This window comes from Negativicutes bacterium, assembly GCA_021372785.1.
GTDB lineage: Bacteria > Bacillota > JAAYKD01 > JAAYKD01 > JAAYKD01 > JAJFTT01.
Genome location: JAJFTT010000069.1, coordinates 1 through 15,321, shown reverse-complemented (window position 1 = coordinate 15,321; position 15,321 = coordinate 1). Strand labels below are relative to the sequence as shown.

Genomic DNA, 15,321 nt, shown 5'->3' with positions numbered 1-15,321 from the left:
CTTGACGGTGTGGAATTGCTGAAGATCGGCTCAACGGAAATGATCCTGATTGAGATGCCATATGGTGTGCCTGACCCGTGGTCATACGACGAGCTGATTGCGGTTGCCGCGCGAGGTTTTCACATTATAATCGCGCATGTGGACCGTTATCCGGTGAAAGCGACGCAGCGTTTATTGGAGTTGGAGGTGTTGGCTCAGGTCAATGCCGCAGCCTTTCATTCAATTTGGGGCGGTCAAATTTACCGAAAATGGATCCAAACGGGCCGCGTGCATTTATTGGGCAGTGATGTCCATGAGGCAGCAGCTCTTCAGTATCAGGATTTTTCCAAAGCGCTGACTCGCCTGGCAAAATGGGAAGAACAATTGATGGCGAACGCCAACGCTGTTCTGGCGGGAGAGTCAATTGATTGCTAAAAAAACAGACAAGCAGCCGCAATACCCAGATGATTATGGGCACACGGCTGCTTTTACTCATGCTGCGCAAATTGGCAGCTCCAATCTATTTTAAGCGAAACACAGCTTATTGACCATATTGATAACCAACTTCAAACGCTTTCCGATTTAATTCCAGATAACGAGCGGGAATGACGGCAGTCAAAGCATCCAGCCAGACCTGTTTCGGTGTGTCCTGCCAGCCGGCCGCCACCGTTCCCAGCAAGAGAATATTGACGGCACGTTGATTACCAAGCTGCGCCGCCAATTGACTTGCCGCTACTTTGTGAACCTGACTGGTATATTGCGCCAATACCGCTTCAATATTGCCGGGATACTGCGCCGCTCCGATGACGACAGGCATAGGGGCAATCTCCTGATCATTATAAACGATGGAACCGTTCTTTTTCAACAAAGGTAAGTAACGCTGCGCTTCCAGCTTTTCAAAGGAAATGATCTCGTCGGCTTCCCCATTTTCAATCAGCGGTGAATAAACCTTCTCGGCCATTTTAATCTGGGTGACAACAGAACCACCGCGCTGAGCCATCCCGTGGATTTCTGACATTTTCACATCCATGCCCAGATTTAAACCGACCTGGGCCAGAACTTTTGCCGCCAGTATCGTGCCTTGACCGCCGACACCGACCAAGAGAATTGTGCGTTTCATATTAGTTCACTCCCTTTTCAATGGCGCCGAATTTGCATAACTGCAGACAGGCGCCGCAGCCCACGCAAAGCGTCGGGTCGATCAAGACTTTTTTGTCCTGCTGTGTCATGGCAGGGCAGCCGAGTTTTAAGCAAGCTTTGCAGTTTTTGCATTGCTTTGGATTGACTTGACAGCGCCCGGTCAGATCGTTGCGGATCAGGACGCAAGGCTGGCGAACTATGATCACACTGACTTCGCGCACGGCCAGTTCTGCTTCGATGGCTTGGCGCAAGGCTGCCAAATCATAGGCGTCGACGGTGCAAACACGGTTGACCCCCAGGGCGCGGATGACGTTTTCATAATTGATTTTGACAGAAACTTGGCCGTTCAGTTGGATGCCGGTGCCGGGATGGTTTTGATGACCCGTCATGGCGGTAATGCTGTTATCGAGCAAGAGAATCGTAGCGCTGCCGCCGTTATAAACCTGGTCCACCAATCCGGTCATGCCGGAGTGGAAAAAAGTGCTGTCACCCAAAACAGCAACAAGCCGATCGGCCATTTCCGGGTGAACTTTTTCCATGCCAAGCGCCATGGGAATGGAAGCGCCCATGCAGATGCAGGTATCCATCGCGCTGAGCGGCGGCAGGGCGCCTAAGGTATAGCAGCCGATGTCACCGGTCACCGTACAGTGCAATTCCTGTAACGTATAGAACACATTGCGATGCGGGCAGCCGGGGCAGAGAACCGGCGGCCGTTCCGGCGAGTAAGGCGCCGGTTCAGCTTTTTCGGCCGGTTGGCCAAGGATTTTTTCACGCAGAATAGAAGGTGACAATTCCCCGATCATCGGCAGCAATTCTTTGCCGTAGAAAGGAATGCAGCCGTTGCTGCCCAGGCAGGGAATGCTGGCGGCACTGATTTGCTCTTCCATAAATGGATCCAATTCTTCCACGACCCATAATTCTTCCACTTGCGCGGCAAATTGGCTGATCAGCTGCAGCGGCAGGGGATTGGTTATGCCTAATTTCAGCACGGATGCGTTGGGTAAAGCTTCTTTCACATATTGATAACAGATGCCGCTGGTGACGACACCGAGGCTTTTATCTTGTATTTCCATCCGGTTGAGGGGAGAAGTTTCATTGTATTCCGCCAATCGATGTAAGCGCTCCGCCAGGCTGACCCGTAAGCGTCTGGCATTGGCAGGCAGAGTGACATATTTTGCGAAGTTCTTCTGATAGGCCTTGGGCTGAGGCAGACTGGGCTCTTCCAGCCGCACCAAACCTTTGGTATGCGCAATCCGGGTGGTGATGCGCACCATCATCGGCAAATCGAACGTTTCCGAGAGTTCAAAAGCCAACTTGATAAAATCCTTGCATTCCTGACTATCACTCGGTTCCAGTAAACCAATTTTGGCGAACCTGGCATACTGACGGTTATCCTGCTCGTTTTGTGAACTGTGCATGCCGGGATCATCGGCGGAAACGATGACAAAACCTGCATTGACACCGGTATAAGCAAAAGAAAAGAGCGGATCGGCCGCTACATTGACACCGACGTGTTTCATGCACACCAGGGAGCGACCGCCTGCGATCGCTCCGCCGATCGCGACTTCGGTAGCAACTTTTTCATTGGGGCTCCACTGGGAGCGGATGGTTTTGTACTGAGCGATATTTTCCAGGATTTCGGTACTTGGCGTGCCCGGATAGGCGGCGGCCAGCTGTACGCCGGCTTCATAGGCGCCGCGGGCAAGCGCCTCGTTGCCGGATAAAAGAACAACAGACATAAGATACTCCTCCTCTTTCTCTATAGAACGCAAAAAAGTTTGCATGATCTGAATTCTCCTTTTGTTTCTGCTGTTCCTGCTTATAAAACCGGATAAACATTTGGCTTGCAAAGCTTTGAGGAGAAACTCTGCGATATCTTGCGCTGCGGCAGGGAAACCCATCCGGCAGAGAGAAACTCTGATATAAGAAAATTAAAATGGCGGTGAATCGAATGACACGATTGGCATATGGTGAAAATTGGATTGAATACCAGGCGGCGCCGCAGCAGTTGCTGGGGGAAATCCTGCCGCGGGAACTGCCAGTGCTGCAGGATGCGGCAGCGGCAATCAGGCTCGCTTTGCAAAACCCCCTGGGGACGCCGCCTTTGCGGGAAATGATGCGCGGTAAGCGCCGGATCGCCATTGCCATCAGCGACGGGACACGACCGGTGCGCAGCAAATTGTTGCTGCCTGTTTTACTGGATGAATTAGCCGGCGCCGGAATTGCGATGGAGCAAATCAGCGTTCTGGTCGCTTTGGGGATTCACCGCGCCTTAACAGAAACAGAATTAACGGCATTGGTGGGCAGCGAGACCTGTCAGCGGGTGCGTGTGATCAATCACGATCCGTTGGATACCATCCTGCTGGGCAAGACCAGCCGCGGCACACCGCTGGCAATCAACCGCTGTTTTGCCGAAGCGGATTTTAAAATCTGCACCGGCAATATCGATCTGCATTTTTTTGCCGGTTATGCCGGCGGCGCCAAAGCCATGATGCCCGGCCTTTCCACCAGAGCGGCGATTGCCAATAACCACCGGATGCAATTGGAAGCGGGTTCTGCCAGCGGAATTTTAGCAGGCAATCCTGTCCGGGAAGACATCGATGAAGCCGGTCAGCTCGTCGGCATCGATTTCATCTTAAATCTGGTACAAAATGAAAGCAAAGAAGTAGTCGCGGTCTGTGCCGGTGACCCAATCCTGGCGCATCGGGCCGGCTGCCAGATCATTGACCGCCTCTATAAAATTCCGATTGCCCGCAAAGCAACTCTGGTCATTGCTTCCGCCGGCGGTCATCCCAAAGATGTGAATTTATATCAGGCGCAGAAAGCCCTGGATAATGCGGCGCACGCCGTGCAGCCGGGGGGTACGATCGTCTTGTTGGCAGCTTGTCCGGAAGGCTACGGAGAAGCGGTCTTTGCCGAATGGCTGCAGGAAGCGAATGGACAGCCCCAGCAGGTCTTACAGCGCCTGCAGCGCGGCTTTTTGCTGGGTGGACATAAGGCGGCGGCCATTGCCCGGGTGGCGATGCAGGCACGCGTGATTCTGGTTTCCGAGCTGCCGGATCAGCTGGTGCGGCAGGCTTTTATGGAACCCGCTGCAAACCTGCAGCAGGCGCTGCAAATGGCGGCCCGGCAGCAGACCGAATCGATTTGGCTGATGCCCTATGCCTGCTATACCCTGCCGCAGGAGGCTGCCTTATGTTAGCGCTGAATGATCTCTTTGCACGGGACGGTTTATTGGCACAGCGCTTTCCCGGACATGAGCATCGGGAAGGTCAATTGGCGATGGCGGAAGGGATTGATCAGGCGCTGAACAGCGGGCAGCCGTTGGCGGTGCAGGCCGGGACCGGTTTGGGTAAAACATTTGCCTATTTGATTCCGGCGCTGCTCTATGCCAAAGCGGAAGGCAAGCGGGTTGTGATCTCAACCGCTACTTTACAATTGCAGTCACAAATCGTGCAAAAAGATATTCCCGCCCTGGAAAAGATACTGGCAGGAGAATTGGAATTTCATACCGCTTTGGTGAAAGGGCGTAACCACTATATCTGTCTGCGGAAATTGACCGCCTTTGCCCAAGCCAGCCGGCAAATCGAGCTTTACCGGGAGGCGGCTGACGCCAGGCAATGGCCGCGGATCCTGGACCTATACTATGCCAATGGTTTTCGGGTGGGAGATAGAGAAGAAATCCCCTTTCGGGTGAACGATAGCCTCTGGGCGGATATCGGTTCGGAAGCGGATCTCTGTCTGCGGGGCCGTTGTCCGTTTTACAGCGATTGCTATTTTTATCAGGCGCGTCAGAAACAAAAAGAAGCGGATCTTTTGATTACCAATCACGCTTTGTTTTTTGCCGACTTGGCTGTACAACGGGAAAATGAATACAGCGAAGAGAGCGAGGGCGTTTTAGCGCATTATGACGCTGTCATCCTGGATGAAGCGCAAAGTGTAGAAGATTATGCGACGGATCATTTCTCCAGCGAATTTACTTACGGCAAATGCCTCTACTTGTCGATTGCAGTACGCAACGCCTTACGGCCGGGCGGCATCTTGAAATGGCCGGATGAAAGCGATTTTTTACGTCTGGAAAGCTTGATGGAAACGATTTTACGTCGCTCCGGTGACTTTTTGTTTCAATTGGCCGCGCAGTGGCCGGACAAAACCACACGCCTGCGCAAAAGCGGTCAGATTGTCGATACGCTGTCGCTGGATTTTCTCCAGTTGCAAGCCGAACTGAAAGCACTGACGGAAATTTCACAAAATGAAGAGCAGAAGATGACCTTTCGCGGTCTTGGTATGCGGACTGCTCAGATCCTCAATGCCTTAGAGCAGCTTTGCGGCATGTCTGACCCGGAACAATATGCCTATTGGTTTGAGAATCCGGATAATCGTGAACTGCGCAAAATGCGTCTCGCCTGTGCGCCGGTCTCTGTTGCGGAGTTTATGCAGGAAGGTCTCTTTTCCAGGATGCCGGTGGTGCTCACCTCGGCGACCTTAGCCAGCGAATTAATCTCCCGCTTGGGGTTGGATCATCCCAACTGGCTGCGTCTGGATTCTCCCTTTGATTATCAAAATCAGGCTCGTCTCTATTTGCCGACAGACGGTCCGGAACCAACCAATTCTAATCAAACAGAATTTCACGCTTTTGTGGCGCAGCGCGTGCTGGAATTGATTCGCATCAGCAAAGGGCGTGCCTTTGTTTTATTTACTTCTTACCGTTCCCTGACAGAGGTATATGAACTTTGTCATGCCAAACTGGAAGAATGGGGTTATGCGGTGCTGTGTCAGGGGGAAAAACGACGGGATGAGATTTTGCGCCATTTTTCAACAGACGGTCATGCGGTTCTCTTTGCGGTCACCAGCTTTTGGGAAGGGGTCGATGTTCAGGGAGAGGCGCTCAGCCTGGTGATCCTGGTGAAATTACCCTTTGCCGTACCGACAGAACCAATCCAGCAGGCGCGCATGGAAGCCCTGCAGCGGGATGGCAAAGAACCGTTTTACAGTTATACCCTGCCGCAAGCCTCTTTGCGCCTGAAGCAAGGATTTGGGCGCCTGATTCGCTCCAAAACAGACTGCGGTGTGATTGCCGTTTTGGATAAACGCATACGCAGTAAAACCTACGGACGCCGCTTCATCCGTGATCTGCCGCCGGCGCCGGTGATTGATCAATTGACGGAAGTAGCCGCTTTTTTTCACGCGATCGAAACAGGTTCGCCTGCGGCGGCGTTGCCGCAGCAAAACAGCAGGGAAGCCGCAGCAAAAATGGCAAACGCTGCCGCCGGAGCGGCTGCCCGTGCGCAAGCGCAGAGCAAAGCTCAGGCCGGCCAAAAAACTGGCGGCGCAGCAAAGAAACCGGTTAAAGAGAAGACAAAAGAACCTGCCCGTCGTGTTGTTTCCAGCTTCGATATCGACGAGGAACAGCCGCCCCGGTAGTGGGCGGAGGCGCTCAGGCAGCAGCCAAGGCGAGCCAAGCGACCGTGTTTTGCCGAACAATTGCTCCAGAAAGTAAAAAAAGTTCGTCAAAAAAATGAAATCTCGCTTCTTTGATCGCTTTCCCTTTTCTTCTGAAAGTGCTATAATCAAAAAAAAGAGAAAAATGGGAGGCGAGTGGACATGAAAGAGAGAGAACCGGGATTTTCCACCCAGGCAATTCATGGCAAGCACATGCACGATCAATACGGCGCTTTGAACACACCGATTTATCAAACCTCTACTTTTGTTTTTGACGATGCGGATCAGGGCGGACGCCGCTTTGCTTTGGAAGAAGATGGCTTTATTTATACGCGTTTGGGTAATCCAACCGTCCGTCAATTGGAAGAACGCCTGGCGATTCTGGAAAAAGCAGAAGCCTGCGTTGCCTTCAGCAGCGGTATGGGAGCCATCGCTTCCGTGATTTGGTCCTCGGTCAAAGCCGGCGACCATATTGTCGCGGATAAAACGCTGTATGGCTGTACCTTTGCCCTTTTGAACCATGGCGTTTCCGGTCTGAATGTGGAAGTCACTTTTGTGGATGCGGTGAATTTGACAGCAGTGCAAAGCGCCATGCGTCCCAATACCAAACTGGTCTATATCGAAAGTCCCTGCAATCCCACTTTAAAGTTAGTGGATATCGCCGAAGTAGCCAAAATAGCGCATACGGTGCCCGATTGTAAGGTCCTGGTCGATAATACCTTTGCCACTCCCTATATCACCCAGCCGCTGAGCATCGGTGCGGATGTGGTCGTTCATTCCGGCACCAAATATCTGAATGGGCATGGCGATGTCATTTGCGGTTTTGCCATGGGCAGCAAAGAATTCATGACCCGGGTGCGTTACTTTGGCTTAAAGGATATGACCGGCGCTGTGATGTCGCCTTTTGATGCGTTCCTCGTCCTGCGCGGTTTAAAAACGCTGGCGGTCCGCATGGATGTTCATTGCGCCAACGCCGTGAAGGTCGCGGATTTTCTGGCGCATCACGAGAAAATTGCGGTCATTTATTATCCCGGTCTGCCAGATTTTGCGCAAAAAGCGCTGGCCGACAAACAAATGCGTCTGCCCGGCGCCATGATTGCCTTTGAAGTCAGGGGTGGTCTTGTGCAAGGCAAACAATTGGTCAATGCCTTAAAAATCTGTCGTTTGGCAGTCAGCCTGGGTGATACGGAAACGTTGATTTCGCACCCGGCCAGTATGACACATTCTCCCTATACGCCGGAAGAACGGGCTATCGCCGGTATTTCTGAGAATCTAATCCGTATCTCGGTCGGTCTGGAAAATGTGGAAGACATCATCGCCGACCTGGAGCAGGCTCTGGCCTTGATCTAATCTGACTTCTAGAAAACGTTTTTTCAGTGACCCCCTAAAAAGCACTTGCTTTTTCAGGGGGTTTCTGCTAAACTACAACTTGCATCGCGCTAGACGGGGAATCTGCGGCACCCTGTAACCGGAACGCTTGGCCGGGCCGAAAACCTGCTGCAAGGATGACGCCGATCGGATTCGGTTTTGCTCAAGGTGTTGACCTCGGGCCTCGCACGACGTTGCGCTGTGAACCTCGCCAGGACCGGAAGGTAGCAACGATAAGCAGTTTGCGCGGGTGATGCGAGTCGTCTGAGTGAGTTTTGAGTTAAAACGCGGCTGAAAGCGCTGTTCAAGGGTAGGGCGCGGTGCCTTGTTCATCTCAGATAAAATGGTTTACGATCGGTTTTCGTAGACCGTTTTTTTATTATATTGTTGCAATTTGCAGAAAAATGCAGTATGCTTATCCGGTTAGCAGAACTTTCTTGAGCAGGACAGTCAGCAGCAAAGGGGAGGAATCATCCGTATGAGACGAAGCAATGCAGAAATTTTAAGCAATTTTCAGGGTATGGTTCGGTGTAAAACGGTTTCCGGCGCAGAATTAGCCGAGATTGACTTTCATGAATTTGCTCGGCTGCATCAATATCTGGAACAGACCTATCCTTTGATCCATCAGAATTTGCACCGCGAAGTGATTGGCAAAGCCAGCTTGCTCTATCATTGGCAGGGCAGCGGCGGCAGTTCCGCCTTACCGATTGCCCTGATGGCGCATCTGGATGTGGTACCGGTGGGGGATTTGAGCAAATGGCATCATGATCCTTTTTCCGGCGATCTGGCGGACGGCATGATTTGGGGCCGGGGAACCGGCGATACCAAATGTCAGATCGTCGCCCAGATGGAAGCGGTGGAAGAATTGCTAAGTCAGGGTTATCAGCCGCCTTATGATCTCTATCTTTGTTACGGTCACAATGAGGAAATCGTGGCGCCCGGCGACAGCTCCGGCGCTCAGCAAATCGTGGATTTGTTACAGGAGCGCGGCGTCCGCCTGGGTTGCGTGATTGATGAAGGCGGCACTTTGGTGGATGGAACTATATTGGGTGTGAGTTCCCGTCTGGCGGTGATCGGAGTTGCCGAAAAAGGCAGTGTCAATGTCGAGCTGTCTGTCAGTGATAGCGGCGGCCATTCCAGCACACCCAAAGCCTCGACTGCCCTGGGGAAAGTCGCCCGGGCGGCCGTTGCCGTGGAAGAACATCCGATGCCGGCACGCCTGCTGCCATTGGTGGAAGAAACACTGCGGACGATCGCACCGGAGATGGGAAAGCTGGCTCCGATCCTGAATCAGGCGGCAGCCAATTGGCCGCTGCTGCAGCAGTATCTGCAGCAAAGTCCTATGACCAATGCTATGATCCGCAGTACGATGGCCGTCACTATGGCGCAAGGCAGCGCCCAGGCCAATATTCTGCCGGAGCGCGCTGTGATGATCGTCAATTGCCGTCTGCTGCCCGGCGACACGATGGATTCGCTCGTGCAGTATCTGCAATCGATCGTCGATCCCGCAGTGACAGTCAAAGTACTCAGCGGCAAAAATCCTTCGCCGGTTTCACCGACCGACAGCGCCCCTCTGCAGTTGATCCGCCGCTTAATCAGCGGGCAATTTCCCAACACGCTGATTACACCGTATCTCGTGATGGGAGGCACCGATTCCGGTAAATATTATCCGATTTGTGATCATGTTTATCGTTTTGCTCCCTTCTATTTTGATAGCGAAACGCTGCCGACCATGCATGCGGTCAATGAACGCATGCCAAGCGATGGTTTTGAGCAAGCGGTGCGTTTTTATCGGGAATTCATCGAACAATATGCCAGGCAAAGCGAGTAGTGCCGCTCTTTCCGTTCCGTGAACGGCATCGGCTGTTTGCAGTCACCGGCTTGGACGGTTACCCGACAGTGCAGTCCCGGCTGGAAGCCGAACCGCCGCCGGGCACTGCCCGAGCTTTTTGATTGCGGGACTGTTCTGGCATTTGCCATCGCGGCGAGCGACTGATTTGCCGAATCACCCTTTCGTTTTGAACTCAATTATGCTATAATGAAAACACAATATCCGGTGTGCGTAAGGAGAGGATCGAATGGCTTATTTAGCGCTTTATCGACAATATCGACCGAAAGTCCTGGCGGAGGTCGTCGAACAGGAACATATTGTCAGAACCCTCTCCAATGCGATCAAACAGGGAAGGCTGGCGCATGCTTATCTGTTTAGCGGACCGCGCGGGACCGGTAAAACCACAATCGCACGCGTTTTGGCGCGTTCGCTCAATTGCGAAAAGGGCCCCACCCTGACCCCCTGCGGCGTCTGCGCTTCCTGTCGGTCCATCGATGCAGGGACTTCGGTGGATGTGCGTGAAATCGATGCCGCTTCCAACCGCGGCATCAACGATATCCGTGAAATCAGGCAAGCCTTGCAATATATCGCAGAATCGCGCTACAAGATTTATATTATCGATGAAGTTCACATGCTGACCCCGGAGGCATTCAATGCCTTATTAAAGACGCTGGAAGAGCCGCCGGCCAATATCATCTTTATTTTGGCTACCACGGAAGTGCATAAAGTACCCCTGACCATCCTTTCGCGTTGTCAGCGCTATGATTTCAGACGGATCAGTCCGCAGGGGATGATCACGCAGATGCGGATGATCGCCGAGCAAGGACATTTTACGATCAGCGAGGACGCTCTCCGGGTGCTGGCAATCCGGGCGCAGGGTGGCATGCGGGATGCCTTATCACTCTTGGATCAATGTCTTTCTTATGCAGGCGATACGATTAGCCTGAATGATTTGCTGGCGGTCTTGGGATCGGTCGATCAGCAAACCTTGCGGCAGGCAATTGAGGCGATGCTGGCGGGAGATATCCCGGAGCTATTGGCTTTATTGGACCGCATTGAAAGGGAAGGCAAGGACTTGATCCAGTTCCTGCGGGATCTGCTGCAGCAGCTGCGCGATTGGCTGACAGAAAAATCCCCCCTTGCCGATCTTCAACCCGCGCAACTGGTCACATTGCTGAATATTCTGGCCACAGCCGATTGGGAAATGAAACAGGCAGCGCAGCCACGCCTGATTCTGGAATTGGCCATGTTTAAGGCGGGTGAAGCCTACCGTTACGGGGACCGTCTGAAAAAGCTGGAAGCGCGGATCGAACAGTTGGAACAGCAAAATACACAAGGCGGTTCTGCTGTCCAAACAAACCGGTCGGAGAATCCGCAGACTGCGGTGTCAAAGTCGGCGCCGCCTGCAGAAGCAAGGCTGAATAACAGCCCTTCGTCAGAGTCAAAGCCGATTCAGCAGCAGCAAACGCAGGCCGGCCGGGAAACACCGGAAACAGCAGCCAGCGCTGCTGTGGCAGAGCCGGTTAATTTGTCTGCCGCCGAACTCAGCGCGGCAGCGCAGCAAAATCCGCAGCAAACAGAGGTGCCTGCCGCGGATGACTGGCTGTCTCGTGTCAGAGCGAAATGGCCGGACATTTTGCAGCAGGTGCTGCGGGAAAAAATATCCGCCCATGCGGTCTTGAAGCAGGGAGAACTCTATGAGGCGAATGAAAATTCCCTGATGGTGGTTTTTCAGGCAGAATTTCATAAAAAAGTCATGGAGAAAGCCGATAACCGCGCCGTGATTGAAAAAGCAATCGCTGCCGCGATGGGCATACCTCTCAGATTTATCTCTAAAACACAAAAGGAAATTATCAGCGATTTGCCGAAAAAAGAGACGATCAGTCCGGCGCCGCTGCTGCGGGAAACAAGTTTACCGCAGGAAGAAGATTGGTTTCTGCAATCCGCTTATGCGCTGGCCGGCCAAAACAAAGTTGACATAATCAGACCGGAAAAGAAAAATAGCAAAAAAGGGAAGGATTGATCACGATGCGTGGAGGCAAAAACAGTGGATTTGGCGGCGGTGGTGCCGGTAATATGCAGCAGCTGCTGAAGCAGGCTCAGAAACTGCAGGCTCAGATGCAGGAGGATATGGCGAAATTACAGGAAGAAATGAAAGTGAAGACGGTGGAAGCATCGGTCGGCGGCGGGGCGGTCAGCGTCGTTTTTAGCGGTGAAAGAGTCCTGCAGTCCATTCTGATCAAGCCGGAAGCCATGGATCCGGGCGATCCGGAAATGCTGCAGGATCTGCTGATGGCGGCGATCAACGAAGGGCTGCGTAAAGCAAAAGAATTATACGATGGCGAAATGGAAAAAATCAATGGCAATCTCAAAATGCCGGGCGGTATGTTTTAAGCCAACGGCGTACTGGAAAGTTGTCCTGAAAGAGGTGTCTCATGTATTCCTTTGGTGATCCAATGACGAAATTGGTTTCTCAGTTGAGCCGCTTACCGGGTATCGGTCCCAAAACTGCTCAGCGCCTGGCGATGTATATCATTCAAATGGACGAAAGCAAAGTGCGTGAGATGGCGCAATCGATGTTGGAAGCCAAAGAAAAGATGCATTATTGTTCCATATGCTGCAATTTATCGGATCGCAATCCCTGCGTGATCTGCAGCGACGACAAGCGGGATCGATCGATGATCTGTGTTGTTTCCGATCCGCGCGATGTGATGGCGATGGAGAAAACCAGAGAATATAAGGGCTTGTATCATGTCTTGCACGGAGCGATCCAACCCAGTGAAGGAATCGGTCCGGAAAAATTAAAGATCCGGGAATTGCAGCTGCGCTTGTCGGACGGGACTGTCAAAGAATTGATCCTGGCCATGAACCCTACTATCGAAGGGGAAACCACAGCGCTTTATTTGTCCCGCCTGGTAAAACCCGCCGGATTGAAGGTGACGCGGATTGCCCGCGGTTTGCCGGTCGGCGGAGATTTGGAATATGCCGATGAAATTACACTGTTGAAATCTTTGGAAGGCAGAAGAGAAATCTAAGTGAAAATGAGGCGGGAGATCCGCCGGAGCAGAAAGCGCCGGCTTGAATTTTGCCGCTGCCGCGAATTTTCACGAGAGCCGACCGGGGCAGTCACGAACCCCCGGTGACAACGGAGAGGATGGGACAGATGGAAAGACAAACAGAGAAAGACCTCTATGTTTTGGGACATTTACAACCCGCGCAGGTGGCGCAAGCCGGTTGTCTGATTGCCGAAAATCCGGTCTTCCGTCCCTACCAGTACACAGAGGAGAAAATAGCAGCCGCACTGTCTGCGGCGCTGCAAACGGATGATATTATTCTTACCGCCATTGAACAGGATCAGCTGCGCGGACTGGTCTGGCTGCAGCCCAGGAATGTGTTTGGTTGGAGTGCCTACATCAAACTGATTGCGGTGGATTATCGCTACCACCAGCATGGCATCGGACGGCTGCTGATGACTGCCGCCGAATTGCTGGCACAGGAAAGCGGTCCGAACCTCTTTTTGCTGACTTCGGTCGATAATCTGGCGGCACAGCAGTTCTATTTACGTCTCGGCTATGAAGCGATCGGGGTACTCAAGGATTTTATCTATGACGGTGTTGACGAATTGCTGATGCGCAAAACATGGGGCAGCATCAAAGGAAAAAGTATTGACCTTTCCTGACCTTTGTGCTATACTACAAAGCATAGCGGGTGAGGATACTCTGCAGCCCGTCAAAAAAGAAGCAGGAGGTTTTCAAATGGAAATACGAAACGATTTAGTGCCGATTGTCATAGAACAATCCAGCCGGGGTGAGCGCTCCTATGATATTTTTTCCCGTATGCTGCGGGACCGTATCGTTTTCTTAAACGGTGAAGTGAATATGTACAGCGTCAATCTGGTGATTGCGCAGCTGCTGTTTTTGGAAGCGGAAGATCCGGAGAAGGAAATCAATCTTTATATCAATTCTCCCGGCGGTGAAGTTTACTCGGGTTTGGCACTGTATGATACCATGCAGTACTTAAAAGCACCGGTCAATACCATCTGCGTGGGATTGGCTGCTTCGATGGCAGCGGTGATTTTATCGGCCGGGAAAAAGCGCATGGCTTTGCCGCATTCCCGCATCCTGATTCACCAACCGCTGGGCGGCGCGCAGGGGCAGGCAGCCGATATCAAGATTCAGGCGGAAGAGATTCTGCGTATCCGCCAAACTTTGAATGAGATTTTAGCCAAACATACAAAACAGGATATCAAGGAAATCGAAAATCGAACCGATCGGGATAATTATTTTACAGCGCCGGAAGCGCTGGAATTCGGTCTGATCGACCAGATTTTTGAAAATAAAAATAAATAACAGCGGGGCGGCCGCATTCCATTTTGTGCAATGGGATGCGGTCTTTTTCATGCTGCGGAGAAAACAGGAAGGAAAAATTCAAACGCGGCACGAAATAATAGATATCTCATGATGATTGGAGGCGTATGCATGAAAGGAATCGGTCAGCAATTTGTTGAGTATACCAAATATAAGTACAAAACGGAAGATACCGATCAGGTGAAAGGGCTGCCGCAGCCGGCTCTGACAGACCCAACACCCACAGATTTGCCTTTGATTCAGTTGCCAAATCCTCATACGGCGGCAGTCCCGAAGGTTGATTTATTTACGGCCATCAACAACCGGGTCAGCGTCCGCAAATACAGCAACGTACCATTGACGCCGGATGAATTGTCCTATCTGCTCTGGTGTACGCAAGGGATCAAACAGGTGACCGCCCGTCCCGCTACTCTGCGTACTGTGCCGTCGGGCGGATCCCGACATGCTTTTGAGACCTATTTACTGATCAATAAGGTGGTTGGGCTGCCGCCCGGACTCTATAAATATGCCGCGCTGGATCACTGTCTGATTCAAATTGAACAGGATACGGCCTGGAACGCAAGACTCACCGCTGCTTGCATGAATCAGGCTATGGTAAAAAACTCGGCAGTCACCTTTTTTTGGATTGCGGTTGCTTACCGAACCTATTGGCGCTATGCTGAACGCGGGTACCGCGATCTGTTTCAGGATATCGGACATGTGGGGCAAAATCTTTATCTGGCCTGTGAAGCAATGCAGGCGGGCTGCTGTGCCATCGGAGCTTTCGACGACGATCTGATCAGCCGCTATTTTCAGCTTGACGGGGTCGAGCGTTTCCCGATTTATGTGGCTGCTGTCGGTAAAAAAGAGTAGGAGGAAATCAGAATGCGTGCAGGACTGGAAAAATTACATATCGGCCCGGCTTTTATGGAATATACCAAATATAAATATCAAACGGAACCGACCGATCAGGCAAAACTGCTGCCGCAGCCGGAATTAACCGATGCTGCGCCTACGGATCGGCCGATCTTTGATTTGCCGCAGCCGCAGTCGGTTGCGGTCAATCAAATTGATCTGACCGACGCGATCAATAAGAGAGTCAGCCTGCGTAAATATGCGGAAAAGCCGCTCACGCTGGCGGAGTTATCCTATCTGCTCTGGTCAACGCAAGGCATCAAACAGATCAGCAAGCGGCCGGCCACTTTACGCACCGTT

Annotated in this window: 14 protein-coding genes and 1 other RNA gene; 13 read left to right on the top strand and 2 right to left on the bottom strand. The window is 52.2% G+C overall.

Going from position 1 to position 15,321, the window contains the following annotated elements; all coding sequences use genetic code 11:
* A partial coding sequence (locus LLG09_08680) for a hypothetical protein (GenBank protein ID MCE5197183.1) occupies positions 1 to 414 on the top strand: 414 nt, incomplete at its 5' end.
* Positions 415 to 520: 106 nt separating this feature from the next.
* Here LLG09_08680 and LLG09_08675 read toward each other — a convergent pair.
* Complete coding sequence (locus LLG09_08675) at positions 521 to 1,099, bottom strand: indolepyruvate oxidoreductase subunit beta (GenBank protein ID MCE5197182.1); 579 nt, start codon at positions 1,097 to 1,099, stop codon at positions 521 to 523.
* A gap of 1 nt (position 1,100) precedes the next feature.
* Positions 1,101 to 2,858, bottom strand: coding sequence for an indolepyruvate ferredoxin oxidoreductase subunit alpha (gene iorA / locus LLG09_08670; protein MCE5197181.1), 1,758 nt, complete (start codon positions 2,856 to 2,858; stop codon positions 1,101 to 1,103).
* 212 nt (positions 2,859 to 3,070) lie between these two features.
* Here iorA and larA point away from each other — a divergent pair, with 212 nt between their 5' ends.
* The 12 genes from larA to LLG09_08610 all read left to right on the top strand — a co-directional run.
* Complete coding sequence (gene larA / locus LLG09_08665) at positions 3,071 to 4,321, top strand: nickel-dependent lactate racemase (protein ID MCE5197180.1); 1,251 nt, start codon at positions 3,071 to 3,073, stop codon at positions 4,319 to 4,321.
* Positions 4,315 to 6,543 carry a DEAD/DEAH box helicase gene (locus LLG09_08660; protein ID MCE5197179.1) on the top strand — a complete coding sequence of 743 codons (2,229 nt, stop codon included), beginning with the start codon at positions 4,315 to 4,317 and terminating at the stop codon, positions 6,541 to 6,543. Before larA ends, LLG09_08660 begins: the two co-directional genes overlap by 7 nt.
* Positions 6,544 to 6,723: 180 nt before the next feature.
* Complete coding sequence (gene megL / locus LLG09_08655) at positions 6,724 to 7,911, top strand: methionine gamma-lyase (protein ID MCE5197178.1); 1,188 nt, start codon at positions 6,724 to 6,726, stop codon at positions 7,909 to 7,911.
* An 84-nt stretch (positions 7,912 to 7,995) separates the two neighbouring features.
* Positions 7,996 to 8,250: signal recognition particle sRNA large type (ffs, locus tag LLG09_08650), an RNA gene on the top strand.
* A gap of 157 nt (positions 8,251 to 8,407) precedes the next feature.
* Positions 8,408 to 9,760 (top strand): M20/M25/M40 family metallo-hydrolase, encoded by a 1,353-nt coding sequence (locus tag LLG09_08645; protein ID MCE5197177.1) that lies wholly within the window; start codon positions 8,408 to 8,410, stop codon positions 9,758 to 9,760.
* 247 nt (positions 9,761 to 10,007) lie between these two features.
* Positions 10,008 to 11,783: a DNA polymerase III subunit gamma/tau gene (gene dnaX, locus LLG09_08640; GenBank protein MCE5197176.1), complete on the top strand. Its 1,776-nt coding sequence runs from the start codon at positions 10,008 to 10,010 to the stop codon at positions 11,781 to 11,783.
* 5 nt (positions 11,784 to 11,788) lie between these two features.
* Positions 11,789 to 12,154: a YbaB/EbfC family nucleoid-associated protein gene (locus tag LLG09_08635; GenBank protein MCE5197175.1), complete on the top strand. Its 366-nt coding sequence runs from the start codon at positions 11,789 to 11,791 to the stop codon at positions 12,152 to 12,154.
* A 41-nt stretch (positions 12,155 to 12,195) separates the two neighbouring features.
* A complete protein-coding gene (gene recR / locus LLG09_08630; protein ID MCE5197174.1) occupies positions 12,196 to 12,795 on the top strand; it encodes a recombination mediator RecR in 600 nt (199 codons plus the stop codon).
* 128 nt (positions 12,796 to 12,923) lie between these two features.
* Positions 12,924 to 13,439, top strand: coding sequence for a GNAT family N-acetyltransferase (locus tag LLG09_08625; GenBank protein MCE5197173.1), 516 nt, complete (start codon positions 12,924 to 12,926; stop codon positions 13,437 to 13,439).
* A gap of 76 nt (positions 13,440 to 13,515) precedes the next feature.
* Positions 13,516 to 14,109, top strand: coding sequence for an ATP-dependent Clp protease proteolytic subunit (locus tag LLG09_08620; GenBank protein ID MCE5197172.1), 594 nt, complete (start codon positions 13,516 to 13,518; stop codon positions 14,107 to 14,109).
* 129 nt (positions 14,110 to 14,238) lie between these two features.
* The gene (locus LLG09_08615) at positions 14,239 to 14,979 is read left to right on the top strand and encodes a SagB/ThcOx family dehydrogenase (GenBank protein ID MCE5197171.1); all 741 of its coding nucleotides are present in this window, start codon (positions 14,239 to 14,241) and stop codon (positions 14,977 to 14,979) included.
* Between the two features lie 12 nt (positions 14,980 to 14,991).
* On the top strand, positions 14,992 to 15,321 hold a 330-nt coding region (locus LLG09_08610; GenBank protein ID MCE5197170.1), incomplete at its 3' end, for a nitroreductase.

What these genes read in the sequence shown, in the direction of transcription:
- LLG09_08675 (MCE5197182.1), bottom strand. Translation starts at nt 1,099, where the DNA reads ATGAAACGCACAATTCTCTTGGTCGGTGTCGGCGGTCAAGGCACGATA.
- iorA (MCE5197181.1), bottom strand. Translation starts at nt 2,858, where the DNA reads ATGTCTGTTGTTCTTTTATCCGGCAACGAGGCGCTTGCCCGCGGCGCC.
- larA (MCE5197180.1), top strand. Translation starts at nt 3,071, where the DNA reads ATGACACGATTGGCATATGGTGAAAATTGGATTGAATACCAGGCGGCG.
- LLG09_08660 (MCE5197179.1), top strand. Translation starts at nt 4,315, where the DNA reads ATGTTAGCGCTGAATGATCTCTTTGCACGGGACGGTTTATTGGCACAG.
- megL (MCE5197178.1), top strand. Translation starts at nt 6,724, where the DNA reads ATGAAAGAGAGAGAACCGGGATTTTCCACCCAGGCAATTCATGGCAAG.
- LLG09_08645 (MCE5197177.1), top strand. Translation starts at nt 8,408, where the DNA reads ATGAGACGAAGCAATGCAGAAATTTTAAGCAATTTTCAGGGTATGGTT.
- dnaX (MCE5197176.1), top strand. Translation starts at nt 10,008, where the DNA reads ATGGCTTATTTAGCGCTTTATCGACAATATCGACCGAAAGTCCTGGCG.
- LLG09_08635 (MCE5197175.1), top strand. Translation starts at nt 11,789, where the DNA reads ATGCGTGGAGGCAAAAACAGTGGATTTGGCGGCGGTGGTGCCGGTAAT.
- recR (MCE5197174.1), top strand. Translation starts at nt 12,196, where the DNA reads ATGTATTCCTTTGGTGATCCAATGACGAAATTGGTTTCTCAGTTGAGC.
- LLG09_08625 (MCE5197173.1), top strand. Translation starts at nt 12,924, where the DNA reads ATGGAAAGACAAACAGAGAAAGACCTCTATGTTTTGGGACATTTACAA.
- LLG09_08620 (MCE5197172.1), top strand. Translation starts at nt 13,516, where the DNA reads ATGGAAATACGAAACGATTTAGTGCCGATTGTCATAGAACAATCCAGC.
- LLG09_08615 (MCE5197171.1), top strand. Translation starts at nt 14,239, where the DNA reads ATGAAAGGAATCGGTCAGCAATTTGTTGAGTATACCAAATATAAGTAC.